At 70.0% G+C, this 26,473-nt stretch carries 20 protein-coding genes; 14 read left to right on the top strand and 6 right to left on the bottom strand.

Annotation, left to right across the window (positions count from 1 at the left end; genetic code table 11):
- Positions 1-3: 3 nt before the first annotated feature.
- From EU555_RS15980 to EU555_RS15970, 3 genes are all read left to right on the top strand, one after another.
- Positions 4-1,170 carry a glycosyltransferase family 61 protein gene (locus EU555_RS15980; protein WP_135415777.1) on the top strand — a complete coding sequence of 389 codons (1,167 nt, stop codon included), beginning with the start codon at positions 4-6 and terminating at the stop codon, positions 1,168-1,170.
- Positions 1,171-1,246: 76 nt separating this feature from the next.
- The gene (locus tag EU555_RS15975; RefSeq protein ID WP_135415775.1) at positions 1,247-3,061 is read left to right on the top strand and encodes a hypothetical protein; all 1,815 of its coding nucleotides are present in this window, start codon (positions 1,247-1,249) and stop codon (positions 3,059-3,061) included.
- A gap of 99 nt (positions 3,062-3,160) precedes the next feature.
- Complete coding sequence (locus EU555_RS15970; protein ID WP_135415773.1) at positions 3,161-3,970, top strand: SHOCT domain-containing protein; 810 nt, start codon at positions 3,161-3,163, stop codon at positions 3,968-3,970.
- Between the two features lie 289 nt (positions 3,971-4,259).
- Here EU555_RS15970 and EU555_RS15965 read toward each other — a convergent pair whose 3' ends face one another.
- Both EU555_RS15965 and ispH read right to left on the bottom strand, forming a co-directional pair.
- Entirely contained in the window at positions 4,260-5,234 is a 975-nt protein-coding gene (locus EU555_RS15965; protein ID WP_135415771.1) for a homoserine kinase, read from the bottom strand.
- A gap of 167 nt (positions 5,235-5,401) precedes the next feature.
- A complete protein-coding gene (ispH, locus tag EU555_RS15960) occupies positions 5,402-6,403 on the bottom strand; it encodes a 4-hydroxy-3-methylbut-2-enyl diphosphate reductase (protein WP_135415769.1) in 1,002 nt (333 codons plus the stop codon).
- A gap of 215 nt (positions 6,404-6,618) precedes the next feature.
- Between ispH and EU555_RS15955 the strand changes: the two genes are divergently transcribed.
- From EU555_RS15955 to EU555_RS15945, 3 genes are all read left to right on the top strand, one after another.
- Positions 6,619-8,478, top strand: a complete 1,860-nt coding sequence (locus EU555_RS15955; RefSeq protein WP_135415767.1) for a monovalent cation:proton antiporter-2 (CPA2) family protein — start codon at positions 6,619-6,621, stop codon at positions 8,476-8,478.
- Positions 8,471-9,877: an MATE family efflux transporter gene (locus EU555_RS15950; RefSeq protein ID WP_135415765.1), complete on the top strand. Its 1,407-nt coding sequence runs from the start codon at positions 8,471-8,473 to the stop codon at positions 9,875-9,877. The genes EU555_RS15955 and EU555_RS15950 overlap by 8 nt, the downstream gene beginning before the upstream one ends.
- A gap of 746 nt (positions 9,878-10,623) precedes the next feature.
- The gene (locus EU555_RS15945; protein WP_135415763.1) at positions 10,624-11,604 is read left to right on the top strand and encodes an ABC transporter substrate-binding protein; all 981 of its coding nucleotides are present in this window, start codon (positions 10,624-10,626) and stop codon (positions 11,602-11,604) included.
- A gap of 239 nt (positions 11,605-11,843) precedes the next feature.
- Here the strand turns inward: EU555_RS15945 and EU555_RS15940 are convergent, their stop codons facing one another.
- The gene (locus tag EU555_RS15940) at positions 11,844-12,173 is read right to left on the bottom strand and encodes a DUF1127 domain-containing protein (RefSeq protein ID WP_135415761.1); all 330 of its coding nucleotides are present in this window, start codon (positions 12,171-12,173) and stop codon (positions 11,844-11,846) included.
- 157 nt (positions 12,174-12,330) lie between these two features.
- On the opposite strand from EU555_RS15940, the gene EU555_RS15935 reads away from it, so the two are divergent.
- Complete coding sequence (locus EU555_RS15935) at positions 12,331-13,221, top strand: LysR substrate-binding domain-containing protein (protein WP_135415759.1); 891 nt, start codon at positions 12,331-12,333, stop codon at positions 13,219-13,221.
- Between the two features lie 160 nt (positions 13,222-13,381).
- Positions 13,382-13,972 carry a GNAT family N-acetyltransferase gene (locus tag EU555_RS15930; protein WP_135415757.1) on the top strand — a complete coding sequence of 197 codons (591 nt, stop codon included), beginning with the start codon at positions 13,382-13,384 and terminating at the stop codon, positions 13,970-13,972.
- A gap of 117 nt (positions 13,973-14,089) precedes the next feature.
- Here EU555_RS15930 and EU555_RS15925 read toward each other — a convergent pair whose 3' ends face one another.
- The 3 genes from EU555_RS15925 to EU555_RS15915 form a co-directional block, all read right to left on the bottom strand.
- Entirely contained in the window at positions 14,090-14,284 is a 195-nt protein-coding gene (locus EU555_RS15925) for a Flp family type IVb pilin (protein ID WP_135415755.1), read from the bottom strand.
- 305 nt (positions 14,285-14,589) lie between these two features.
- Entirely contained in the window at positions 14,590-14,850 is a 261-nt protein-coding gene (locus tag EU555_RS15920; RefSeq protein WP_135415753.1) for a DUF3072 domain-containing protein, read from the bottom strand.
- 123 nt (positions 14,851-14,973) lie between these two features.
- A complete protein-coding gene (locus EU555_RS15915) occupies positions 14,974-15,927 on the bottom strand; it encodes a ring-cleaving dioxygenase (RefSeq protein ID WP_135415751.1) in 954 nt (317 codons plus the stop codon).
- Between the two features lie 130 nt (positions 15,928-16,057).
- On the opposite strand from EU555_RS15915, the gene EU555_RS15910 reads away from it, so the two are divergent.
- The 6 genes from EU555_RS15910 (at position 16,058) to EU555_RS15885 (ending at position 26,412) form a co-directional block, all read left to right on the top strand.
- Positions 16,058-17,005, top strand: a complete 948-nt coding sequence (locus tag EU555_RS15910; RefSeq protein ID WP_135415749.1) for a LysR family transcriptional regulator — start codon at positions 16,058-16,060, stop codon at positions 17,003-17,005.
- Positions 17,006-17,212: 207 nt separating this feature from the next.
- Entirely contained in the window at positions 17,213-17,482 is a 270-nt protein-coding gene (locus EU555_RS15905) for a DUF6489 family protein (protein ID WP_135415747.1), read from the top strand.
- A gap of 242 nt (positions 17,483-17,724) precedes the next feature.
- Positions 17,725-20,382 carry a pyruvate dehydrogenase (acetyl-transferring), homodimeric type gene (gene aceE / locus EU555_RS15900; RefSeq protein ID WP_135415745.1) on the top strand — a complete coding sequence of 886 codons (2,658 nt, stop codon included), beginning with the start codon at positions 17,725-17,727 and terminating at the stop codon, positions 20,380-20,382.
- 111 nt (positions 20,383-20,493) lie between these two features.
- Positions 20,494-21,807 (top strand): dihydrolipoyllysine-residue acetyltransferase, encoded by a 1,314-nt coding sequence (aceF, locus tag EU555_RS15895; protein ID WP_135415743.1) that lies wholly within the window; start codon positions 20,494-20,496, stop codon positions 21,805-21,807.
- 25 nt (positions 21,808-21,832) lie between these two features.
- On the top strand, positions 21,833-23,665 hold the full coding sequence (gene lpdA / locus EU555_RS15890) for a dihydrolipoyl dehydrogenase (protein WP_135415741.1): 1,833 nt from the start codon (positions 21,833-21,835) through the stop codon (positions 23,663-23,665).
- Positions 23,666-24,117: 452 nt separating this feature from the next.
- Entirely contained in the window at positions 24,118-26,412 is a 2,295-nt protein-coding gene (locus EU555_RS15885) for an NADP-dependent malic enzyme (RefSeq protein ID WP_425375124.1), read from the top strand.
- The last annotated feature ends 61 nt before the right edge of the window (positions 26,413-26,473 follow it).

Here is a 26,473-nt window from a genome sequence, read left to right as displayed (position 1 = left end):
GGCATGATCCTGCAGCGGTGCGAGATGTTCTACGGTCGTGCCGAGGTGCGCGAAGGCCGGCCGATCCTGCGGGTGGTCGAGGAGGCCCAGTACCTCACGCGCGCTCCCGGCCTCGACAAGGTGCCGGCGATCTTCGATGCCGCGGGCCGCATGGTGCCGGAATCCCTCGACTATTACGGCGCCGACCGCACCCCGTTCTGGCAGACGACGGAGTGGCCGGACGGCCTCGGCCCGGTGACCGAGGCGGCACCGCCCGGCACCTACCTCTATGTCGGGGCGCTCCAGCAGCATTTCGGCCACTTCATCATCAACACCCTGGCGCGGCTCTGGCCCCTCGACGACCTCGCCGGGGAGGCCGTGCGACCGACGCTGCTCTGCCACAGCCTGGGACCGACGGTGCCCTGGGAGGCCACCGCGTTCATCCCGGAGATCCTCGGCCGGCTCGGCCTGGGCGTCCAGGACCTCGCCTCGTTCGACCGGCCGATGCGGATCCCCACCCTCCTGGTGCCGCAGGCCGCCCTGCAGCAGGACGACTACGCCTTTCCGATCCTGGCTGACCTGTGCCGGAGGATCGGGGGCGCCTACTACGCGCCGGAGGACGTCGATGCCGATCCGCAGCCGGTCTACCTGTCGAAGGCCCGCCTGACGCATGGGGTGCGCCGCTTCACCAACGAGGAGGCGGTGACGGCCCTGCTCGAGCGCAACGGGGTGCGGATCGTCTTCCCCGAGCTCCTGAGCTTTCCCGAGCAGGTACGCCTGTTCGCCCGCCACCGGGTGATCCTCGGCTCGAACGGATCGGCCTTCCACACCCTGCTGTTCGCCCCGCCCGGCCGGCAGGTGATCGCGCTGACCGACCGGCTCACGCTGAGCGCGACCTACCAGCTGATCGACCGGCTCACCGGCACGCAGGCGCATTACTACTATCCCGTCGGCACCAGCAGCCATGTCGGCGACGGCTTCTCCCTCAACTTCGCGTTTCGGGAGCCCGAAGCCGTGGCGGGCGCGCTTCTCGACAGGATCGAGACCATCGAGACCCTGCGCGAGCGCGACATGCGCGCGGATCCGGGCAGCTGGCACCTCTCGCCGACGATCCCGCCCCTGCCGCAGCGGCCCGGGCGGTGGCCTGCGGTGCTGGAACACCTGCGCGGCGTCTTGCCGGGCCGCGGCTGAGGCGGGCGGTCGCCTTGACGCCGGGGCGGGCCCGTGAAGGATCGCCACCGATCGACGATCGCGCGAGGCGGCCCCCATGCGCCGGAACCCCGAGCTGACGCAGTTCCCGGGGATGACCTCGTGGTTCGACCCGGGCCTGCTGGCCCGGCTGCTGCTGCGGGTGATCGTCAGCGAAACCTTCGAGCGCTACGCCGACCGCCGCCTGCTGATCGCGGCCCTCGACCAGGCCTCGCCGGATACCCACCTCGCCCGGGCCGACCTGTCGCAGGTGGTCACGCCCGGGGCCGACGGGGCGCGGTGGATCGACTACGTCTCGGATCTCGGCGACGGCTTCGACGCCACCTACGCGGTCGCCTACCACCTGGCGCAGCCGAGCCTCACGGTCGACGGCCCGGCGCTGCCGGGGGGCAGCGCGACGCTGCCGGGGGGCAGCGCGGCGCTGCCCCGGGGGCGCCTGCTGGTGATGGGCGGCGACCAGGTCTACCCGTCCTCCGGCATGGAGGAGTACCGCACGCGGCTGATCGCCCCCTACGAGCTTGCCTTTCCGGACGGCAGCCCGGGCCCGAACCCGCTGCTCTACCTCGTCCCCGGCAACCACGACTGGTACGACGGCCTGGTCTCGTTCATGGCGCGGTTCTGCCGCGCGAAGCCGACCGAGGTCGGCCACTGGCGCACGCCGCAGCGCAGGAGCTACTTCGCCCTCCATCTCGGCGACGACTGGTGGGTCTGGGGCATCGACATCGCCCTGTCGGAGAACATGGACCAGCCGCAGGCCGACTACTTCGTCGGGATCGCGCAGGCGATGCGGCCGGGGGCGAAGATCATCCTCTGCACCGCCAAGCCCGGCTGGTACGAGGACGAGAAGGAGGGCGCCTTCCGCAGCCTGCACTACGCCGCCCGGATCATCGCCAACGCCACGGAGGGCGAGGGACCGCCGGGCTCGCGCAACCTGCGGATCGTCCTGGTCCTGTCCGGCGACACCCACCATTACGCGCGCTACGCGAGCTCGTTCTCGACCCAGTTCATCACCTCCGGCGGCGGCGGCGCCTTCCTGCACGGCACCCAGGCCCTCAGGGACGAGATCCCGGTCGCCTGGCTGCGCCCGGATGCCGACAGACTCGCCCTGGAGGCCTGCCATCCGCCGAAGGCGGAGAGCCGGCGGCTCCTGCGGGGCAATCTCGGCTTCGCCTTCCGCAACCCCGGCTTCTCCGCCCTGCTCGGAGCCGTCTACGCGCTCCTCGGCGCCTGGGCCTTCGCCCGGATGCGGCTCGACACGGCGCTCCTGTCCTGGCTCGTCCTCGCGGCCGGCTTCACGGCCTATGGCCGCCGCCAGGAGCCGGTCCGCAAGGGCCGCGCCACCCTCTTCGCCCTCGCCCAGGCGAGCCTGCACGCGGGCGCGATCCTGGCGACCGCCGCCCTCTGCCTGACGATCGCGGGCTACCCGCCGGGCGGCGCCGGGGCGGGCTGGGGCCGGTTCTTCGGCGTATTGCCGCCCGGATTCCTGGTGGGATGGCTCATCGGCGGCACGCTGTTCGGCGCCGGCCTCTGGCTCGGGGCCCGCCACCTCGACCTCAACCACGAGGACGCGTTCAGCGCCCTGCGACTCGACGGCTACCGGCACTTCCTGCGGCTGCGCCTCGCCGGCGACACCGTGACGGTCTACCCCATCGGCCTCGACCGGGTGCCGGCCCGCGGCGACTGGCGCCCCAACACGCCGACGCCGGACCACCCCTCCCGCTATGCGCCGCCCGACGCTGGCTGTCCGATGCGCCTCGTCGAGCCGCCGGTGACGGTGCGGGCCGCCACGGTGACCGCCGCCGACGCCGCGGTGGACAAGGCCAGCCTGACGGCGGACGTGCCGGGCACGCGGCCGCCCACCGACGCGCCGTGACCGGCCGCGTTGCGGCCGCCTGCTTTTCAGCCACCGTGGCGGTTTCCTCTCCGGCAGAGACTGCGCTAAGTGCTCCCCTGCTCCGGAGCGACTTGACCCATGTCCGACCTCGATGCGATCGCCGCCCGCCACGGCGTCAGCCCCGACGCCGCCCGCCACCTCCTCGACGCCCTCGCCCGCGGTCACGGCCGCATGGCGCAGTTCGACCATCCCGACCTCGGCGGCATGGGCCAGTGGACCGCCGGCGGCATGACGATGATCGGCGACATGTTCAACAGCGCCCTCAAGGCCCGGGTCGTGGCGCTCTGCGACGCGCTGGCGCCCCTCGCCCTGGCGATGCCGGCCGGGCGCCAGGGCTTTTCAGGACAGGGCTTCTCGAGCGGGTCCTGGTGGCCCGAAGGCCTCGGCCAGCCGGCGACCGCGGGCTCCCAGAACGAGTCGCGCTACGCCTTCTTCCCCGACGCCCGCCGCCTCGCGATCGAGACCGGCGGCCGCGTGACGCTCTACGACACCGGCGACCACCGGATCGGCGGCGTCTCGCAGCAGCAGGGCTCCGGCTCCACGCTGAGCTTCACCAGCCAGCACGGCCCGGTCAGCCTGCACACGCTCCCCGTGGTGGACGGGCCGGCGCGGGAGGCGGGCCACAATCCTGGGGTGCCCCAGGGCGGGCCGGAGGCGTCGGCGGAGGCCTGGGCGTCGGGGGCGTCGACGTCGCAGACTTCGACATCGGAGGCTTGGGCCCCCTCCGGTCACCAGCCGGTCGGCGCCGGCGCACCGGCTGGCGGCGGTACTGCGCCGACCGGCGACGTGCTGTCGATGATCGAGCGGCTGTCGGAGCTGCACCGCAAGGGCGTGCTCACCGAGGCCGAGTTCGCCGCGAAGAAGACGGAGCTGCTGGCGCGGTTGTGAGGGCACGCAGCCTTCGAAGTCCGTGCGGCCTTCTCGACGGCGTTGACACCCGCTCTCGTCATCCCGGGGCCGCGCAGCGGAACCCGGGATGACACGGAGAGATATCAACGGTCAGGGCAAGCCAACTTGCATGCGAGCCACCTGGCGCGCCTGAAGACTGGCCCGCACGCTGTCGACCGACCGGCCACGATCCGGATCACGCATCATCGCGTCGTAGACCGTCACGACCTCGTCGCGCAGCGAGTTCTCGGGCGACGGCGCGCATGCCTGCAGAATGCCCGCATCCGGCTCATCCCGCCACCGGGCTCCACCCATACTCCTCCGCCCGCGCCACCTTCCGGTGGAACGCCAGCCTGCGGTCGTATTCGAGCGGGTCCTTCGGCTTCACCAGGGCGCCGGGCGGCACGTTGAGCCAGTCGACGAGGCGGGTCAGCATGAAGCGCAGGGCGGCGCCGCGGGCGAGCAGCGGCAGGACCTCGACCTCGCGCGCCGTGAGCGGGCGCACGGCCTGGTAGGCGGCGATCATCGCCTGCCCCTTGGTGCGGTTGAAGGCGTAGTCGGCCTCGAAGCACCAGGCGTTGAGGCAGATCGCCAGGTCGTACGCGAAGGCGTCGGTGCAGGCGAAGTAGAAGTCGATCAGGCCCGAGACGTCGTCGCCGAGGAAGAAGACGTTGTCGGTGAACAGGTCGGCGTGGATCACGCCGCCCGGCAGGTCCTGGGGCCAGGACGCCTCGAGGAGCGCCAGATCCTCGCGGGTGCGGGCGGCGAGATTCGGGGCGACGCGGTCGGCCTGGGATTCGGCCGCCTCGAAGAGCGGACGCCAGCCCGCGACCGAGAGGGCGTTCGGCCGCTGCATCGCGAAGCCGGCTCCGGCCGCGTGCAGGCCGGCGAGCGCGCGGCCCAGCGCCCGGCAGTGGCGCACGCCCGGCCGGCGCACCGAGACGCCCTCCAGGAACGACACGATCACGGCGGGCCGGCCGCAGAGCCGGCCCAGGGCGGCGCCGTCACGGGTGCGGATCGGCTGCGGGCAGGCGAGGCCGTTGGCGGCCAGGTGCTCCATCAGGCCGAGGAAGAACGGCAGGTCGCCCTCCTTCACCCGCTTCTCGTAGAGGGTGAGGATGTAGGAGCCGGTCGTGGTGTGCAGGATGAAGTTGGTGTTCTCCACCCCCTCGGCGATGCCCTTGTAGGAGAGGAGATCGCCGATGTCGTAGGCGGCGAGAAAGGCGGCCAGCGCCTCGTCCGGAACCTCGGTGTAGACCGCCACGACCGTTCTGCTTTGCTCTGGGAATGGACGAATAAACGGGAAACCGGCCGACCTGAAAAGGCGCGGTCCCCCCTCTCCAGGCGATCCCGGGCAAGCCCGGGATCGCCTGGAGAGGGGGGACCGCGCCTCATCCTGAAACGCCGGTCTCCGCCGGAAGGGAACCCGCCCTACTCCGCCGCCTCGCTGCGCAGCTCGCGCGGCAGCGGGAAGACCATGTCCTCGGTGGTGGTCGAGACGGTGTCGACGGTGACCTCGTAGCGGGTCGCGAAGGCGTCGATGATCTCTTCCACCAGCACCTCGGGGGCCGAGGCGCCGGCGGTCAGCCCGAGGCGGCGGATATTCGAGAAGGCGTCCCAGTCGACGTCCTCGGCGCGGTTGACGAGCCGGGTGATCGGGCAGCCGACCCGCTCGGCGACCTCGCGCAGGCGCTGCGAGTTCGAGGAGTTCGAGGAGCCGACGACGATCAGCGCGTCGACGAGGGGGGCGACCTGCTTCACCGCCTCCTGGCGGTTGGTGGTGGCGTAGCAGATGTCGTCCTTGTGCGGGCCGACGATCGTCGGGAACTTGCGCTTCAGGGCCTCGACCACGTGGCGGGTATCGTCGACCGAGAGCGTGGTCTGGGTGACCCAGGCGAGGTTGTCGCGGTTCTCGGGCTCCAGCGCCTCGATCTGCTCGACGTCCTCCACCAGGGTGATCGAGCCCTTGGGCAGCTGGCCCATGGTGCCGACGACCTCCGGGTGGCCGGAATGGCCGACCAGCAGCACGTGGCGGCCGCGCTTGTGGTGGATCTCGGCCTCGCGGTGGACCTTGGTCACCAGCGGGCAGGTCGCGTCGATGGTGGTGAGCCCGCGGGCGACCGCGTTCTGCGGCACGGTCTTGGCCACGCCGTGGGCGGAGAAGATCACCGGGGCCGTGCCGTCCGGCACCTCGTCGAGCTCGGCGACGAAGACCGCGCCTTTGCGCTTCAGGCTCTCGACCACGTACTTGTTGTGCACGATCTCGTGCCGCACGTAGACGGGCGGGCCGTAGAGGGCGAGTGCGCGCTCGACCACGTCGATGGCCCGCACCACGCCGGCACAGAAGCCGCGCGGGGCGCACAGCAGGATCTCGAGGGGCGGCTTCGCGGGCGCGGCGGCACCGGCGTCGGTCTGGTTCACGGAGGCGCTCATGGTCCGGGATGTGGCGAGGCGGGGCGGCCCCTGTCAACCTCTTGTGCCACGCAATCGCGCCGATCAATAGGTCGTGCGCGCGACAGCGCCCCTGCGGCAAACGCGGCCCCGGCCGCAAGGCGACGCTGTCGGGCTACGGCCTGGGTTAGCCCGGCGGCCTGGTTCGGGTTAAGGGAAGGTTCGAGCCGACCTCGAACCCGGGAGATCCCCGCCCGATGGCGACCGCCGCCGACCACGCCAGCTTCCTGCCGCCGGTCCTGACCTTCCTGTCCGCCGCGGTGATCGGCGTGCCGATCTTCCGCCTCCTCGGGCAGAGCGCGGTGCTCGGCTACCTCGTGGCCGGCGTGGTGATCGGCCCGTCGGGCCTCTCGCTCATCACCGAGCCGGAGACCGCCCGCAGCGTCTCGGAGCTCGGGGTGGTGCTCCTCCTGTTCATCGTCGGGCTGGAGCTCGAGATCTCGCGGCTGATCTCGCTCCGGCGCGACATCCTGGGGCTGGGCACGCTCCAGCTCGGGCTCTGCGCCCTGGCGCTCGGGGGGCTCGGGTTCCTCACCGGCCTCTCGGGCGGGGCCGCGACGGTGATCGGCATCGCGCTCGCCCTCTCGGCGACCGCCGTGGCGCTCCAGCTCCTCGAGGAGCGGCGCGACCTCTCCGCGCCCTACGGCCAGCGCGCCTTCGCGGTGCTGCTCTTTCAGGACCTCTCGATCGTCGGCATCCTGGCCCTCCTGCCGCTGATCGCCCAGACCGGCACGGGCGGGGGCGGCGAGGCCTGGCTCGGCACGGCGCTGCAATCGGCCGGCACCGCGGTCGCGGCGGTGATCGGGGTGGTGCTGGTCGGGCGCTACGGCCTCAACCCGTTCTTCCGGATGCTCGCGGCGAGCGGCGCCCGCGAGGTGATGACGGCGGCCGCCCTCCTGGTCGTCCTCGGCACCGCGCTCCTGATGGAGGAGGTCGGGCTGTCGATGGCGATGGGGGCGTTCCTCGCCGGGCTGCTGCTCGCCGAATCGAACTTCCGCCACCAGCTCGAGGCCGATATCGAGCCGTTCCGCGGCATGCTGCTCGGCCTGTTCTTCATGAGCGTCGGCATGTCGATCGACCTCGCCCTCGTCGGGCAGAACTGGCTCGGGCTGTCGGCCGCCACCGTGGCGGCGATCCTGATCAAGGTCGCGCTGGTGGCCGGCCTCTTCCGGCTGTTCGGCTCGCCCTGGCTCGATGCGCTGCGGGGCGCCGCCGTGCTAGCGCCGGCCGGCGAGTTCGCCTTCGTGCTGCTGCCGGTCGGCCAGGAGCTCGGCCTCGTCGACGGCCCCTCCGGGCGGCTCGCCATCGCGCTCGCCGCCATCACCATGCTGATCGGCCCGATCGGCGCCAAGGCCCTGGACGGGCTCCTGGCGCGGCGCACCACCACCCCGCTCGAGCCCGAGCCCGAGATGATCGAGGGCGCCGAGGCGCGGGTGCTGGTGATCGGCTTCGGGCGCTTCGGCCACATCCTCAACCAGGTGCTGCTGGCGCAGGGGCTGAGCATCACGGTGATCGACAAGGACGTCGAGCAGATCCGCAGCGCCGCCCGGTTCGGCTTCCGGGTCTATTACGGCGACGGCACCCGCCTCGACGTGCTGCGCGCCTCCGGCGCCGGCAAGGCCGAGGTGGTCTGCATCTGCATCGACGACGCGGAGGCGACGCTCAAGATCGTCGACCTCGTCCATGCCGAGTTCCCGGCCGCCCGCACCTACGTGCGGGTGTTCGACCGGATCCAGGCGATCGAGGCGATGGGCCGGGACGTGGACTACCAGATCCGCGAGACCTTCGAATCGGCCCTCGCCTTCGGGCGCGCCACCCTGGAGGCCCTCGGCCTCTCGCCCGAGGAGGCGGCGCGCACGGTCGACGACGTGCGCAAGCGGGACCTCGCCCGGCTGGTGCTGCAGCAGGCCGGCGACCCCCTCGACCGCACGGACCCGCTGCGCAGCCTGGTGCGGATCAAGCCCGAGCCCCTGACCGCGCCGCAGCGCAGCTCGCACGCCCTGACGGCCGAGACCCAGGACATCATCGCCCGCGAGCGGGCCGGCGCCGATGGGTGAGGTCCGCCCGCCGGAGACCGGGGCCGCCCCGCCTCCCCGCTTCGTCACCGGCTCGACCTTCCGCCACGTCGTCGTGATGGCGGCGACGGGCTCGGTCGGCCTGATGGCGATCTTCCTCGTCGACCTCCTGTCGCTGCTCTACATCGCCCGGCTCGGCGACCCGGTCCTGACTGCGGCGGTGGGCTTCGCCACCATCGTCCAGGTCTTCGCGGTCTCGATCAATATCGGGACGATGATCGCGGTCGGCGCCCTGGTCTCCCGCGCGCTCGGCCGCGGCGATGTCGGGGAGGCGCGCCGGCTCGCCGCCTCGGCCCTCGTCCTGTCGGTCGTCGCCTCCGGGCTGGTGGTCGCGGTCCTGCTGCCGCTGCTCGCGCCCTTCCTGCGCCTGATCGGCGCCACGCCCGAGACCGTCCCGGCGGCCCGGACCTTCCTGTGGATCGCCCTGCCCTCGGCGGTGCTGATGGCGCTCGGCATGGGCTTCTCCGGCGTGCTGCGGGCGGTCGGCGACGCGCGGCGCAGCATGAACGTCACGCTCGCGGGCGCGGCCGTGACGGCCGTGCTCGACCCGGTGCTGATCTTCGGGCTGAGCCTCGGGATCGAGGGGGCGGCGATCACCGTGGTGCTGGCCCGCCTCGCCTTCGCGTGGGTGGGGTTCTCCGGCGCGGTGCGGGTCCACCGGATGGTGGCGCGCCCGAGCCTCGCGGCGGTCCTGACCGATGCCGGGCCGATCCTGAGCGTGGCGTTGCCGACCGTGCTCACCAACCTCGCCCCGCCGGTGGCGAGCGCGTTCCTGGCCCACGTCATGGCGGGCTTCGGCACCGCGACGCTCGCCGGCAACGCCGTGGTCGACCGGCTGGTCCCGGTCGCCTTCGGCGGGCTGTTCGCCCTGTCGGGCGCGGTCGGGCCGATCCTCGGCCAGAACTGGGGCGCGGGCCGCTTCGACCGGATGCGCTCCGCCCTGCGCGACGCCGCCCTGGTGACCGGCCTCTACGTGGGCGCCGTCTGGATCGCGCTGCTCCTCGGGCGCGGGCCGCTCACGGCCCTGTTCGGGCTCTCCGGCGATGCCGCCGACCTCCTCGCCTTCTTCTGCCTCGCCGGCGGGGCGATCTGGTTCTTCAACGGCCTACTCTTCCTCGGCAACGCCTCGTTCAACAATCTCGGCTTCCCGCTGGCCGCGAGCGCCCTCAACTGGGGCCGGGCGACGCTCGGCACCATGCCGCCGGCGCTGCTCGGCGCGCATCTCGCGGGGCCGGAGGGGGCGATGGCCGGGACGGGCGTCGGGTCGGCGTTGTTCGGCGTGGTGGGGCTGGCGCTGGCGTTCCGGACCGTGGGGGTCCTGGAGCGTAGGGAGGCGGCGCGCCTTGAAGCGGATGATGGGCGGCCTGCACGGCTCCCGTAGATCTGACAACCGACGGCGGTGTCGCATCGGCCCGGGCGAGGCGCGGCGGCATCACGGCCACGAGCGTCGTGACCGGGACCGCATCGTTCCGACCTATGCGCGTCGCCCCGTGAAGAATGACCTCGTCCAAGCTTAGCCGACACGAGGCCTATGCGTGTCAGAACGCGTTTTCATCCAACGTCAGATTGCGGCGTAGAACGGGTACAGAGACGGGGACTGGCTTTGTGCCGACTAAGGACCTGATTGCCTCGACGCTCCGATTATGTCTCCCTGTTTCCCGCCTCGCAGGGAGCGCACAATGAGCGCTGGCCGGACGATCGCACCCGATGCCTCCGAGCGTCCGGATCTGGTCAGGATGTATCCGGGAATGCAGGTGAGTACGCGAGGTGGTTTTTCAACAGTGCTCAGGACCATATTTCCGATAGGCAGGGCGGGAACACGCTGTCCTGATCAGACCTGGATGAAAGGGTCCGGACGCTTCAGGCTCAATTCACAACACCAGGGGCCGGGATCGAAGCCTCCGTCCTGGCGAACCGGAAGGCGTTTGCCGCGCGAGTCGCATCCGCGATCGCCAAAGTCTCACCCCACGAAAGCCTGGTGCCGGACAGCGATCATCCAACTCGCCGTTCTTACCTTGAATATTGCACTCATACGATATCGGGGTTTTCAGCGTCATCGCATTCAACCGCGGTGTTGAGCCCTATAGCCCTTCATTCGGCATTCGATTTGAGTGGGAGTGTACCACGATGATAAGAATAATCATGATACAAGTCATATTGCTGATGGCTGGCTCTCGCATTGCCACGAGCGAGGAACGCTCCCTCGACAAGAGAGTTGCCGTCATCACAAATTTTTCAGAGAACGACGCCGTCGCTAAAAAACTAATAAAGGCCTTTGTAGACACTTTGAACAATGATACGCCCAGAGATGCGGCCATTAAGTACGCTTACTACTGGACCGAAGGTAGTACCGAAGCAGCAAAGCTCCACGCCAAGAAGATCGTCTCCAGTAAGCCTGACGTGATTTTTGCCGCGACCACACCCGTCGTACGCGCCCTTCTGCAGGAAACCAAAACCATCCCGATCGTTTTCGCCACGGTGGCTGATCCCGTCGGAAGCGGGTTCGTCGAGAGCCTTGCTGTTCCAGGGCAGAACGTGACCGGATTCGTGAACTCGGAGGGCACCATTGCCGGAAAGTGGGTCCAATATCTTAAGGAACTGGTGCCAGAAATGCCGTGCATATCGATGATATATAATCCCAGCACGGCGCCATATTACAAATATTATGTCGAACCGTTCAAAGAGACATCAAATTCTCTCAATGTTTTGCCGATATTATCTCCGATTTATGACGCGCAAGCTATAGAAAAACTCGTCACTTCTCTGTCAGACAAGAAGTGCGGCCTAGTGCTGATGAACGATAGCTTCAACTTTGTTCATCGTCAGACAATAAGTGATATGACCGAGAAATATCGCGTTCCAGTTGTTGCATACAATAAAGCCACTACTCTCAACGAGGCCCTCGTCGCCTACGGCCCCGAGGAAGCCGATGCCTATAAAAAAGCAGCCAGTTACGTCAAGAAAATAATCGACGGAGCCCAAGCCGGAAAGCTTCCGGTTCAGCTCAATACACATTTTTATCTTTCGGTCAATCTTCAGAAGGCCAGGAAGCTAGGAATCCAAGTTCCACCCTCGTTCCTCTCGCGTGTCGACGACGAGGTCGAGTGAATTTGGGGCTCGTGTCTCCGGGTGAGCCGAACCGGAAGAACTGACCTGGCTCAGCGTCGAAGCGCAAGCTCGGATAAACTCCGACACGATCGAGCCGATCGCGCCCGAACCCGAGCATTGCGCACGGATTCGGGCCACGTCCACCTGTCGACGGCGAACGGGAGCAATCACCTCGCCGGTCAGGGAGAGGCGATCGCGCACCGAACATCAGGGCGCTCCGATCATGGATCGCGCGCGCCTCACGCCTCCCGCGCCCTCCCCTCCACCGCCCGCCCGTCCCGGGCGGCCAGCCGCACGCTCACCGGAGCCGGCGGAGGTTGGCGCCGGGCGCGGCGTCGATGCACCAGGGGTACGGTCGGGTCCTGCCGGAACGGCAGGTCGAGGGCGCCGATCACGTCGCTGCGGGTGAGGCCGATGTCTTTGAGGGCGCGGTCGTCGAGTTCGGCGAGGCGGTAGGCGGCGCGGCGGTTGATCCACAGGGTGACGATCCGGGCCACGATCTGCGCGCCCTTGCGGCCGAAGCCGAGCGCCAGCGAGAGGACACCGAAGGGGGCAAAGCTGATCGTCATCGTGGTCTCCGGCGGGAGCTTTCGGCGTACCTCGTCTCGAGCCTCGTTGTGGGCCGGCAGCGCTCATCCGCGCCCCTCCCATAGCCCAGCTGCGTCGATGCGTTGAGCGAATGCTTGAGATGTGTCACATCACACGGATTGATGACGGAGCGGCCCGGTGCATCCCCTCGACAGCGACCAGCTCCGGACCCTCGTGGCGATCGCCGAGACCGGCTCGTTCACCCGCGCGGCGGAGGCGGTGAACAAGACGCAATCCGCCGTCTCGATGCAGATGAAGCGGCTCGAGGAGCGGATCGGGCGCGAGATCTTCTGCAAGGCCGGCCGCGGCGTGCGGCTGACCGACGACGGCGAGCGCCTGCTCGACTACGCGCGGCGGATCGTGCGGCTGCAGGCCGAGTGCCTGTCCACCTTCGCGGAGGCCGACCTCGCCGGCCGGGTGCGGCTCGGCCTGCCGGACGACTACGCCGACCGCTACCTGCCGGAGATCCTCGGGCGCTTCGCCCGGGCCCATCCCCGGGCCGAGGTCACGGTGGTGTGCGAGCCCACCGACATGCTGGCCGATCGGATCGCCGACGGGGACATCGACCTCGCCATCGTCACGGAGGCCAAGGGTCCGACCCAGGAGCAGCGGCGGCGACAGATCGAGACGATCCGCACCGAGGCCCTGCTCTGGGTCACCTCCAGCCGGCACGCCGTGCACGGGGAATCGCCGGTGCCCCTCGCCCTCGGGCGGCCGGCCTGCAACTGGCGCCGCGCCGCCATCGAGGCGCTGGAGCGCGGCGGGCGCCGGAGCCGGATCCTGTTCGTGAGCTGGAACTCCACCGCGGTCGGGGCCGCGGTCCTGGCGGGGCTCGCCGTCTCCGTCCTGCCCGAGAGCGCGCTGCGCTCCGGCATGCGGGTGCTCGGGCCGCAGGACGGCTTCGCGGCCCTGCCGGCCTGCCGCATCGGGCTGATGCGCCACCACGCGGAGGAGCCCAATCCCCTCGCCGACATCCTGGCCGGGCAGATCCGGCAATGTCTGGGCAATCTCGGGCTGGCGGCCGAGTAGCGCCCCGGTCGGCGGCCCGGCGCCGACTGGACCATCGCGGCCGCGCCGAACTGGCTGTTTCCAAGGGGTCGTCCCCTCGGGTACCCCGGGGCCGGTGCCGCCCTCGTGCGGCACCGGCTCGGACGAGCCCGATCCCTGCGTCGCTTGCGAGGATGCACCCATGGCCCTGGAGCCCGTCACCCTGTCGGGGCGGCACGTCGAACTCGTCCCGCTGTCGCGGGACCACCGCGAGGCCCTCGCGGAGGCGGCGCGCGACGGCGAGCTCTGGCGGCTGTGGTACACGGCGGTTCCCACGCCCGATGGGATGGCGGCCGAGATCGAGCGGCGCCTCGGGCTCCAGGCGGCGGGCGCGATGCTGCCCTTCACGGTCCTGGACGGTCCGGGCGGCCGGCCCGTCGGCATGACGACCTACATGAACGTCGACGCGGCGGGGCCGCGGGTCGAGATCGGATCGACCTGGTACGCCGCCCGCGTCCAGCGCACGCCGCTCAACACCGAGGCGAAGCGGCTGCTGCTCGGACACGCCTTCGACCGGCTCGGCTGCCTCGCGGTCGAGTTCCGCACCCACTTCATGAACCACCAGAGCCGCCGCGCCATCGAGCGGCTCGGCGCCAAGCTCGACGGCGTGCTGCGCCACCACCAGCGCACGAAGGACGGAGCGTTGCGCGACACCTGCGTCTACAGCATCACGGCGCCCGAATGGCCCACCGTGCGCGCGCACCTGACCTGGCAGCTCGAGAAGTCGCGCTGAGGCGCCGGGGTGGGCCGTGACCCTCCCGTCGAGGGCCATCGCGTCGGTGGGCCGTCCCGGTGCGACGTCGTGGAGATCGGTTCGGCGCCGGTCGCACGGGGCGGCCGGGATGGGGCCTCAGCCGAGGACGGCGAGGAGACGGGTGCTGAGATTGCCGAACAGGCTGCCGGCGGAGTTGCCGTAGACCGCCAGCCCCGTCGTCAGGGCCAGGAAGATCAGGCCGGCCACCAGCGCATACTCGATCGCCGTCGTGCCGGACCGATCGCGCCGGAACCGCCGGACTGCATTCGCCCCCCGCGATCTGCCAAGCACGTCAAGCCCCCTCGATCCGTCGTGCCGGACAATAGGGCCCGACCTCCTCACCAAGGGTTAATGCGATGGAGGAATCACCCGCAAGGCGCGCTTTCCCGGCAGTCATCCGGACTGCCGGGAGGGCAGCGTCATCATGCTCTCACGCCGCCACCGTCACCCGGTCATGTCTTGGCCAGTGTTCCGCCCCGGCCTGAACCTCGGAACGGCAGACGAGGTCCCGTCACGGGAAGAGCCGCCTCGCGGCGGCTCCGTCCACATCTTCCACTCTGCTTGGTCCGCGAGCTGCCGGGGTCCGTGCCACCGGCTCACGCCTTGCCGGTCTCCTTGCGCAGGGCGTCGATGCGCTGCGAGGCCTCGGCCTTGTCGAGGTCGGGATCGAACGCCTCGTCGTCCTTGGCCTGCTCGGCCAGGGTCTTGAGGTAGGAGGCCTGCGCCCCGGTCATCGGCTCGGAGCCGGTGGTCCAGTCCTTCGGGTCCTTGATGCGGTTCGAGGTGTCCTTCGGGTCCTGCTTCGGGTTCTCGGTCTCGGCCGTCTTCGCCTTGGTGGTCGTGGCCTTGGTGGTCATGAAGGCTTCCCATGTTCGCTGAATGTTCCAGACCGACAACGGGGAAGGCCCGGTCCGCGTTCCCGGTCGGGACGCATCGCGAGACGGCCCGGACCGCTCCCGCGGTCCGGGCCCCCTTCTCGATTACGCCAGAGCCGGCAGCACCCGTTCGATCTCGGCCCGGTGCGGCTCAAGGAAGCCCGGCAGCTTCAGGGCCTGGCCGAGCGCCGCGGCCGGCTCGTCGGCGGCGAATCCCGGATCGTCGGTGGCGATCTCGAACAGCACGCCGCCGGGCTCGCGGAAGTAGACTGAGCGGAAGTAGTTGCGGTCGCGCTGCTCGGTCACCTGCAGGCCGAGCGCCCCGGCCCGCTCCGCCATCGCTTCCTGCGCCGCGTCGTCGGCGGCCCGGAAGGCGACGTGGTGGACCGAGCCGCCGCCCGCGCGGCCCGGCAGGAAGCCGCCGACCTCCCGCAGGGTGACGTGGGCGCCGAGGCCGGCCGTGCCGGCATACCGGGTGAGCGAGCCCTCCCGGCCGGTCTCCGCGAGCCCGAGCACCTCGGTCAGCACCCGGGCGGTCGGGGCGCTCTCACGCAGCATCAGGGTCACGCCGTGGAAGCCCCGGATCGCGTGCTCGGCCGGCACCTCGGATCCCTCCCAGGCCGGCTCGGCCCCGGCGCCGGCGACGCCCACCAGGGCGAGGCGCATCCCGTCCGGATCGCGGAACGGCAGCACCGTCTCGCCGAAGACCTTGGCGGGGGCCTCGAAGGCGATGCCGGCCGCGACGAGGCGATGCGTCCAGTAGCCGATCGCGCCCTCCGGCACCCGGAACGCCGTCTCCTCGGTCTGCCCGATTCCGACCCGGCCGGGGGCGACGTGCTCCCAGGGGAAGAAGGTCAGGATCGTGCCGGGCGCGCCCGCCGCGTCGCCGTAATACAGGTGGTAGGTGCCCGGATCGTCGAAGTTTACCGTCTTCTTGACGAGCCGCAGCCCGAGGACGCGGGTGTAGAAATCGAGGTTGCGGCGCGCCGGGCCCGAGATGGCGGTGACGTGGTGCAGGCCGGTGGAGGCGGAGGTAGCGGCGGAGGTAGCGGCGGTCATGGCGAGGGTCTCCCGTCTGGCGGACCGGCGGGGAAGCCGTCGGGTTCGCTCTGCGATGACGGCAATCTAGGACTTGCCCTCCCGGCCCAAAATAGAAACAATCGAAACCCATCGTTTCCGGACGCGCGCGATGCCGCTGCCCGATTTCGAGGCCTGGGCGATCTTCGCCCGGGTCGCGCAGACCGCCTCGTTCTCCCGGGCCGCCGCGGAGCTCGGCCTGTCGAAGGCCACGGTGTCGAAGGCGGTGACCCGGCTCGAGCAGCGCCTCGGCGCCGCCCTCCTCCACCGTACCTCGCGGCGCCTGGCGCTCACCGAGGCCGGCCGCCTCGCCCTCGACGGCGCCGCGCGCATCCTGGCAGCCGGCGAGGCGGCGGAGGCCGAGGCCCTGGCGCAATCGGCCTCGCCGCGGGGCCTCGTGCGCTTCGCCGCCCCGATGTCGTTCGGCCTCGCCCACGTGGCGCCGCTCCTGCCCGACTTCCTCGCCGCCCACCCGGAGGTCGCCGTCGACCTCCACCTCAGCGACCAGCAGGTCGACCTCGTCGGCGGCGGCTTCGACCTCGGCCTGCGCATCGCGGCGCTCGCCGATTCGAGCCTGCGCCTGCGCCGCCTCTGCGCCGTCGGCCGCTCGCTGGTGGCAGCCCCCGCCTACCTGGCGCGCCACGGCCGGCCGGCGCATCCGCGCGACCTCGCGGGCCATGCCTGCCTCGGCTACGCCTACCTGCCGAACCCGGAGCGCTGGCATTTCCACGACGCGGCCGGCGCGGAGGTGACGGTGACGCCCGCCGGGCGGCTGCGGGCGAACAACGCCGACGCGCTCACGCCGGCCCTGCGCGCGGGCTTGGGGATCGCCGTGCAGCCCGACTTCCTGGTCTGGGACGACCTGCGCGCCGGGCGGCTCGAGCGGGTGATGCCGGGCTGGTCGCCGCCGCCGGTCGGCCTCAACCTCCTGATGCCGCCGGGCGCCGCCCGGCCGGCCCGGGTCACGGCCCTGGTGGCGTTCCTGGAAACCCGCCTCGCGGCGGCCCCCTGGGCGAGCGTGCCGCAAGCAGGCTTGAGCCGCGACATGCCGGACCCATAACAATACGGCTTTACAAAGCCTCCGGAATGGTCGAGGGGGCGCATACGACCTTCGTCGTAGGACGGGGCGGCCGCGCCGCGCGTGCGGGCCACACGCCGTTGCCGACTAGGCCCTTGATTTCACCATCGTTTTTTGGGTCCACCATGGTTCCCACGCCACCCAAAAGGTGCTCTAAACTCGGGTCGGGCCCCGAGAAGGAAGAATGCGATGAAGTTCCGCGTCGAGGTCGATTGCACCCCGCTCGAGGCGCGCCAGTTCGTGGGTCTGCCCAACGTCGAGCCGCTGCAGGCGGCGGTGATGGCCGAGGTCGAGCGGCGCATGATGGCCGAGATGGACCGGTTCTCGCCCGACACCATCATGCGCAGCTGGTTCTCGGTGTTTCCGCAGAATGCCGACCAGATGCAGAATCTCTTCCTCAAGATGTTCCAGCAGGGGTTCGGCGGTGTTCCGACCCCGCCGAGCAAGTCCGAACCGTGACGCCAAGAATCCGAACCGTGACCCCCAGTCGGAACCGCGATGCCGACGGCGACCACGGCCGGTTCCGGGTTTTCGCACCGCAGCACGGCGCAGGATGCGGAAGACCGGAACGGGCGCCGCCGGCATACATGCTAAACCCTTGAAATTTCTTGCGAGCTGCGAAAGCATCGCGGTGGCACGGACAATGCTGACGCCTGCGGCAGCTCGACCCGCCGATCGAGTATGACCTTAGGGAGGACAACGTGGAACGCAGTCGCGATCTCGACCCCGTCGAGACCCAGGAGTGGCTCGACTCGCTCGACGGCGTGCTGGAGGTCGAGGGCCCGGAGCGGGCGCACTTCCTCATCGAGCAGGTCATCGAGGGCGCCCGCAAGAAGGGCGCACCGGTCCCGTACTCGGCCAACACCGCGTACCTGAACACGATCCCGGTCGACAAGCAGGACCCGCATCCGGGCGACCGGGCGATCGAGCACCGCATCCGCTCGGCGATCCGCTGGAACGCCATCGCGATCATCCTGCGCAACAACAAGGACTCGTCCGAGCTCGGCGGCCACATCGCCAGCTTCCAGTCCGCCGCGACCCTCTACGACACCGGCTTCATGCATTTCTGGCACGGCGCGGAGGGTGACCGCGGCGGCGACCTGATCTACGTCCAGGGCCATTCCTCGCCGGGCATCTACGCCCGCGCCTACCTGGAAGGGCGCCTGACCGAGGAGCAGATGCTCAGCTTCCGCCAGGAGGTCGGCGGCAAGGGCCTGTCCTCCTACCCGCATCCCTGGCTGATGCCGGCTTTCTGGCAGTTCCCGACCGTCTCGATGGGCTTAGGCCCCCTGATGGCGATCTACCAGGCCCGCTACCTGCGCTACCTCCACCATCGCGGGCTCGCCCAGACCGACGGCCGCAAGGTCTGGGCCTTCATGGGCGACGGCGAGATGGACGAGCCGGAATCCCTCGGCGCGATCTCGCTCGCGGCGCGCGAGAAGCTCGACAACCTGGTCTTCGTCATCAACTGCAACCTGCAGCGCCTCGACGGCCCGGTGCGCGGCAACGGCAAGATCGTCCAGGAGCTCGAGGCTAACTTCCGCGGCGCCGGCTGGAACGTCATCAAGGTGCTGTGGGGCTCCGGCTGGGACCAGCTTCTGGCCCGCGACACCACCGGCATGCTGGCGCGCCTGATGGAGGAATGCGTCGACGGCGAGTACCAGGACTTCAAGTCGAAGAACGGCGCCTATATCCGCGAGCACTTCTTCGGGAAATACCCGGAGACCGCGGCCCTGGTGAAGGACTGGAGCGACGACGACATCTGGCGGCTCACCCGCGGCGGCCACGACCCGAGCAAGGTCTTCGCGGCCTACAGCGCGGCCGTGAAGCACAAGGGCCAGCCGACCCTCATCCTCGCCAAGACCGTCAAGGGCTACGGCATGGGCGAGGCCGGTGAGGCGCAGAACATCACCCATCAGCAGAAGAAGATGGGCGAGGCGGTGCTCAAGCAGTTCCGCGACCGCTTCCAGATCGACCTCTCCGACGACCAGATCGCCGAGATCCCGTTCATCCGGTTCCCGGAAGGCTCGCCGGAGCACGCGTACCTGATGGCGCGGCGCAAGGCGCTGGGCGGCCCGCTGCCGGCCCGGCGCCAGACATCGCAGAGCCTGCAGATCCCGCCGCTCGACGCCTTCTCGGCCCAGCTGAAGGAGACCGCGGGCCGCGAGATCTCCACCACCATGGCGTTCGTGCGGGTGCTCAACACGCTCCTGCGCGACAAGAACATCGGCAACCGCATCGTGCCGATCGTGCCCGACGAGAGCCGGACCTTCGGCATGGAGGGCATGTTCCGGCAGTTCGGCATCTTCAGCCAGGTCGGCCAGCTCTACCGGCCCGAAGATGCCAACCAGCTGATGTACTACCGCGAGGACGAGAAGGGCCAGATGCTCCAGGAGGGCATCAACGAGGCCGGGGCGATGTCGTCCTGGATCGCGGCCGCGACCTCGTACTCCCACTCCGACGCGCCGACGATCCCGTTCTACATCTACTACTCGATGTTCGGGTTCCAGCGCATCGGCGACCTGGCCTGGGCCGCCGGCGACATGCGCGCCCGCGGCTTCCTGATCGGCGGCACCGCCGGCCGCACGACGCTGAACGGCGAGGGCCTGCAGCACGAGGACGGCCACAGCCACCTGTTCTCGGCCACCATCCCGAACTGCGTCTCCTACGACCCGACCTTCTCGTACGAGGTGGCGGTGATCGTGCAGGACGGCCTGCGCCGGATGTATGCCGAGCAGGAGGACGTGTTCTACTACCTCACGGTGATGAACGAGAACTACGAGCATCCCGGCATGCCCGAGGGGGCGGCGCCCGGGATCCTCAAGGGGATGTACCTGTTCCGCGAGGGCAAGGCGGGTGCGAAGGCCCGCGTCCAGCTGATGGGCTCGGGCACGATCCTGCGCGAGGTCATCGCCGGGGCCGAGCTGCTGGAGCAGGATTTCGGCATCGCGGCCGACATCTGGTCCTGCCCGAGCTTCACCGAACTGCGCCGCGAGGCGATGGCGGTGGAGCGCTGGAACCTGCTGCACCCGACCGAGACCCAGAGGAAGTCCTACGTCGAGACCTGCCTGACGGGCCGTCAGGGCCCGGTGATCGCCGCGACCGACTACATGCGTCTCTTCGCCGACCAGATCCGGCCCTACGTGCCGGGCCGCTACAAGGTGCTCGGCACCGACGGCTTCGGCCGCTCGGATTACCGGGTGCGCCTGCGCGAGTTCTTCGAGGTCAACCGCTACTGGGTCGCCGTCGCGGCGCTCAAGAGCCTGGCCGAGGAGGGCGCCGTACCGGCCGCCAAGGTCGCCGAGGCGATCGCCAAGTACGGGCTGGATCCGGAGAAGCCGGCCCCCTGGACGGTCTGACATCCACGACCCGCGCAGCCACCCCTCCCGCCTTGCGGGAGGGGCCGGCCCCGCGCGCCCATCATTCCATCTGCGTAAAGCATCAAGCCAAGAATTTCGGGAGAGTGCGCAGTGTCGATCGAGGTCAAGATCCCCGACATCGGTGATTTCAAGGACATCCCGATCATCGAGATCCTGGTGAAGGAGGGCGACACGATCGGGGCGGAGGATCCGATCGTCTCGCTCGAATCCGACAAGGCGACGATGGAGGTGCCCTCCCCGTCGGCCGGCGTGATCGAGAAGATCCTGGTCAAGGTCGGCGACACGGTGAGCGAGGGCAGCCCGGTCCTGCTGCTCAAGGGCGAGGGCGAGGAGAAGGCTCCGGCCGCGGCGGCCGCCGCGACCCCGAATGCCGGCGCGGCGCCCTCGGCCGACACCGCCGCCCTGATGCCGCAGCAGGAGCCCGATCCGGCCAAGCCCGCCGCGCCGCCGGTCCCGGCCGCCCCCGCCTCCTCCGCGCCCGACTTCTCGAACGTGCATGCGAGCCCCGCCGTGCGGCGGCTCGCCCGCGAGCTCGGCGTCGATCTGACGGCGATCAAGGGCTCCGGCGAGAAGGGCCGGATCACCAAGGAGGACGTGAAGGGCACGCTGGTGCGCTCCGCCGCCCCGGCCGCGGCTCCCGCCGGCGCCGTGGCGCCGTCCGGCGGCATGGGCATCCCGGAGATCCCGGCGGTCGACTTCTCGAAGTTCGGCCCGACCGAGGTCAGGCCGCTGCCGCGGATCAAGAAGATCTCCGGCCCGCACCTGCACCGCGCCTGGCTCAACGTGCCGCTCGTCACCCATTCGGACGAGTCGGACATCACCGAGACCGACGCCTACCGCAAGGAGCTCGACACCGCCGGCAAGGACAAGGGCTACCGCGTCACCCTGCTGTCGTTCCTCATCAAGGCCTCGGTCTCGGCGTTGCGCCAGTTCCCGGAGTTCAATTCGTCGCTGAACCCCGAGAAGGACGCGCTGATCCTGAAGAAATTCTACAACATCGGCGTCGCCGTCGACACGCCGGACGGCCTCGTCGTCCCGGTGGTCAAGGACGCCGACCGCAAGGGCATCGTCGAGATCAGCCAGGAGCTGGGGGCGCTGTCGAAGAAGGCCCGCGACGGCAAGCTCGGCAGCGGCGACATGCAGGGCGCCACCTTCACGATCTCGTCGCTCGGCGGCATCGGCGGCACCGGCTTCACGCCGCTCGTCAACGCCCCCGAGGTCGCGATCCTGGGCGTCGTACGCTCCAAGATGGCGCCGGTCTGGAACGGCACCGAGTTCAAGCCGCGGCTGATGCTGCCGCTCTCGGTCTCCTACGACCACCGCGTGATCGACGGCGCGCTCGCGGCGCGCTTCACCCGCCACCTCGCCCACGTCCTCGAGGACGTCCGGCGCCTCGTCGTCTGACGAGAAGAACAGCGAGGCGATCCGAATGAGCAACGAAGTCCGTCTGCCGGACATCGGCGACTTCAAGAACGTCCCGGTGATCGAGGTGCTGGTCAAGGCCGGCGACACGATCGCGGTCGACGACACCATCGTCGTCCTGGAATCCGACAAGGCGACCATGGACGTCCCCTCCTCCGTGGCCGGCAAGGTCGCGGAGGTGAAGGTCAAGCCCGGCGACACGGTCACGGAAGGCGACCTGCTGCTGGTGCTGGAAGGCGTCGCCGCCGCCGGGCAAGCCAAGCCCGAGGTCGCCGAGAAGGCGGCCCCGGCTCCCGCCGCGGCCGGCGGCTCGCCGCTTAGCGCCGGCACCGGCCAGGCGGGCTACGGCTCGCCCGCCACCGCGGGCGGCACGGGGGCCTCCGCGGCACCCGCCCCGAAGGGCGCGGCCCCGGTCTCCGGCGAGTCGATGCGGGCCGAGGTGCTGGTGCTCGGTGCCGGCCCCGGCGGCTACACGGCGGCGTTCCGCGCCGCCGACCTCGGCAAGAAGGTCGTTTTGGTCGAGCGCTGGTCCAGCCTCGGCGGGGTGTGCCTCAATGTCGGCTGCATCCCCTCGAAGGCGCTGCTCCACGCCGCCAAGGTGATCGACGAGAGCCAGGCGATGGCCTCGCACGGCATCAGCTTCGCCGCGCCCCAGATCGACATCGACCAGCTGCGCAGCTGGAAGGAGGGCGTGGTCAAGCGCCTGACCGGCGGCCTCGGGGGCCTGGCCAAGCAGCGCAAGGTGACGGTGGTGACCGGCACCGCCCGCTTCGTCAGCCCGCACCAGATCGAGGTCGAGCACGAAGGCTCGAAGAAGATCATCGGCTTCGACAACGCGATCATCGCGGCCGGGTCCGAGCCGATCAAGATGCCGTTCATCCCGCATGACGATCCGCGGGTGATCGACTCGACCGGGGCCCTTGAGCTCGACGGGGTGCCGAAGCGCCTCCTCGTCATCGGCGGCGGCATCATCGGCCTCGAGATGGCGACGGTCTACCACGCGCTCGGGTCCAAGGTGACCATCGTCGAGCTGATGGACCAGATCATCCCGGGCGCCGACAAGGACATCGTCACCCCGCTCTTCAAGCGGATCTCGAAGCAGTACGAGGCGATCCACCTCAAGGCCAAGGTCACGGCGGTCGAGGCGCTGCCGGAGGGCCTCAAGGTGACGTTCGAGGGCGGCTCGGCGCCCGCGACCGACACCTTCGACAAGATCCTGGTCTCGGTCGGCCGCCGCCCCAACGGAAAGCTGATCAACGCCGAGGCCGCCGGCGTGGCGGTGGACGAGCGCGGCTTCATTCCGGTCGACAAGCAGATGCGCACGACCGCCGCCCACATCTTCGCCATCGGCGACGTGGTCGGCCAGCCGATGCTCGCCCACAAGGCGGTGCACGAGGGCAAGGTCGCGGCGGAAGCGGCCGCGGGCAAGAACGCGTTCTTCGACGCCAAGGTGATCCCGTCGGTGGCCTACACCGATCCGGAGGTGGCCTGGGTCGGCCTGTCCGAGAACGAGGCCAAGGCCAAGGGCATCAAGGTCGGCAAGGGCGTCTTCCCCTGGGCGGCGAGCGGCCGCTCGCTGTCGCTCGGGCGCGACGAGGGCCTCACCAAGGTGCTGTTCGACGAGGAATCGAACCGCATCGTCGGCTGCGGCATCGTCGGCCCCTCGGCCGGCGACCTGATCGCGGAGGCCGCGCTCGCCATCGAGATGGGGGCGGATGCCGAGGATATCGGACTCACCATCCACCCGCACCCGACCCTGTCGGAGACGGTCGGCATGGCGGCGGAAGCCTTCGAGGGCACGATCACCGACCTCTACATGCCGAAGAAGAAGGCGCATTGAGGGGACGCCTTCGGGGTGGGACGGTAGTGCTACTGCCGTCCCGCAAAACCTCGATCAAGTATAGCGTGGGATCCCCTCTCCCGTGTGGGAGAGGGGTAGGGGTGAGGGTGGCGCGCCTCAGAATGAAGCACTGAAAGTCGAGGTGCCCGCACGACGGCCTGAGCTTTACACGGAAGCGCGCCACCCTCACCCCCGGCCCCTCTCCCAAACGGGAGAGGGGAGATCCCGCGCTTCATCTTCGAACGACTATCGACACATCAGCTTAGTGGGCTTCGCATGAGGCGGCCGGGTCGGACTCTGCGTCCCTGCCCTGGCGTTCTGCGCCCGTAAAACACGTCAGCCCGCCACGGTTTGGCGGGATCACGACCCGAACCTTGAGCGTTCCCATCCCGAACGGTGCCCCCAGAACGGCCCCGGCCGGGAGACGACCCCGCGCGCCTTGCGCACCCGCCATCCCGCAAACACCAGGAGGACACGCCGTGGACGAGCAACTCGAGAAGGCCGCCCTCGACTACCACCGTTTCCCGACGCCGGGTAAGATCGCGGTGCTGCCGACCAAGGACATGACCACGCAGCGCGACCTCGCGCTCGCCTACTCGCCCGGCGTCGCCGCCGCCTGCCTCGCCATCGAGAAGGACCCGGCCCAGGCCGCGGAGCTCACTTCCCGCGGCAACCTCGTGGCGGTGATCTCGAACGGCACCGCGGTGCTGGGGCTGGGCAACATCGGCGCGCTCGCCGGCAAGCCGGTGATGGAGGGCAAGGGCTGCCTCTTCCGCAAGTTCGCCGGCATCGACGTGTTCGACATCGAGATCGACGAGACCGACCCGGACAAGCTCGTCGACATCATCGCGAGCCTGGAGCCGACCTTCGGAGGCATCAACCTCGAGGACATCAAGGCGCCGGAATGCTTCGAGATCGAGACCCGCCTGCGCGAGCGGATGAAGATCCCGGTCTTCCACGACGACCAGCACGGCACCGCGATCATCGCCGCCGCCGCGATCCTCAACGGCCTCGAAGTGGTGGGCAAGAAGATCGGCGAGGTGCGCGTCGTCTGCTCGGGCGCGGGGGCGGCCGCCATCGCCTGCCTCAATTTGCTGGTCAGCCTCGGCCTCGACAAGACCAAGGTGCTGGTCACCGACAGCCGCGGCGTGATCTACCAGGGCCGCAACAACCTCGACGCCCAGAAGGCGCAATACGCGCAGGTGACGGACGCCCGCAGCCTCGCCGATGCGGTGCCGGGCGCCGACATCTTCCTCGGCCTCTCCGCCGCCGGCGCGCTGACCCCTGAGATGGTCAAGGACATGGCCGACAAGCCCCTGATCCTGGCGCTCGCCAATCCCGAGCCGGAGATCCGGCCCGAGGCCGCCAAGGCCGTGCGCCCCGACGCGATCATCGCCACCGGCCGCTCGGACTACCCGAACCAGGTCAACAACGTCCTGTGCTTCCCGTTCATCTTCCGGGGCGCGCTCGATGTCGGCGCGACCACGATCAACGAGGCGATGAAGCTCGCCGCCGTGCGGGCGATCGCGGAACTCGCCCGGGCCGAGCAGTCGGACGTGGTGACGGCGGCCTACGGCACGCAGGACATCGCCTTCGGGCCCGACTACCTGATCCCTCGGCCCTTCGACCCGCGGCTGATCACCAAGGTGGCGCCCGCCGTGGCGCTCGCCGCCACCGAGAGCGGCGTCGCGACGAAGCCGATGCTCGACGTCGAGGCCTATCGCCGCTCGCTCGAGAGCCGCGTCTACACCTCCGGCACGGTGATGCAGCCGGTCTTCGCCGCGGCGAGCGAGGCGGCCCGCGCCCGCGTCGCCTATGCCGAGGGAGAGGACGACCGCATCCTGCGCGCCGCGCAGGTGGTGGTCGACGAGGGGCTGGCCCGGCCGGTGCTGGTGGGCCGGCGCGAGGTCATCGCCGACAAGATGCGGGCGCTGGGCCTGCGCATCGAGGTCGACCGCGACGTCGACGTGCAGGACCTCGACGACGAGGTGTTCCAGGCGGAAGCCGCCGAGGGCTATTACTCGTTACGCAAGCGATACGGCCTCTCCCGCGGGGTCGCGCTGGCGGAGACGCGGCGCAACCCGACGGTGATCGGCGCGATGCTCCTGCATCTCGGCAAGGTCGACGGGCTGCTCTGCGGCGGCACCGGCTCCTACCACAGCCACCTGCGCCACGTGCGCGAGGTGATCGGGATGGCGCCGAAGGTGCGGGCGCTCGCCGCGATGAGCCTGCTGCAGCTGCCGCGGCACACCCTGTTCATCTGCGACCCCTATATCCACCTCGACCCGGCCTCGGACGAGCTGGCCGACATGACGCTGCTCGCCGCCGCCGAGATGCGCCGCTTCGGCCAGACCCCGCGGGTTGCCCTCGTCTCGCATTCGAGCTTCGGCACCGCCCGCAACCCCTCCGCCGCCAAGATGCGCGAGGCCCTGCGCCTCATCAACGACCGGGCGCCGGACCTCGAGGTCGAGGGCGAGATGCAGGCCGACGCGGCCCTCAGCCGGCCGCTGATGGAGCGGGTGTTTCCGGAATCGCGCCTCACCGGCGAAGCGAACCTCCTGGTGATGCCGAACCTGGATGCGGCCAACATCACCCTGAACGCGCTCAAGGTGGTGGCCGGCCAGGGCATCAGCGTCGGCCCGATCCTGCTCGGCGCCGCCGCCCCGGTCCACATCCTCACCCACACCACCACCGTGCGCGGCATCGTCAACATGACGGCGGTGACCGCCGTCGCGGCGAACAAGTAGCGGATCAGATTCAATCCGCTGCCTCAAATCCAGAGCACGCCTCCCCTCTCCCGTGTGGGAG

This window comes from Methylobacterium nonmethylotrophicum (assembly GCF_004745635.1).
Lineage (GTDB): Bacteria > Pseudomonadota > Alphaproteobacteria > Rhizobiales > Beijerinckiaceae > Methylobacterium > Methylobacterium nonmethylotrophicum.
This window is presented reverse-complemented; position numbering and strand designations above follow the sequence as displayed.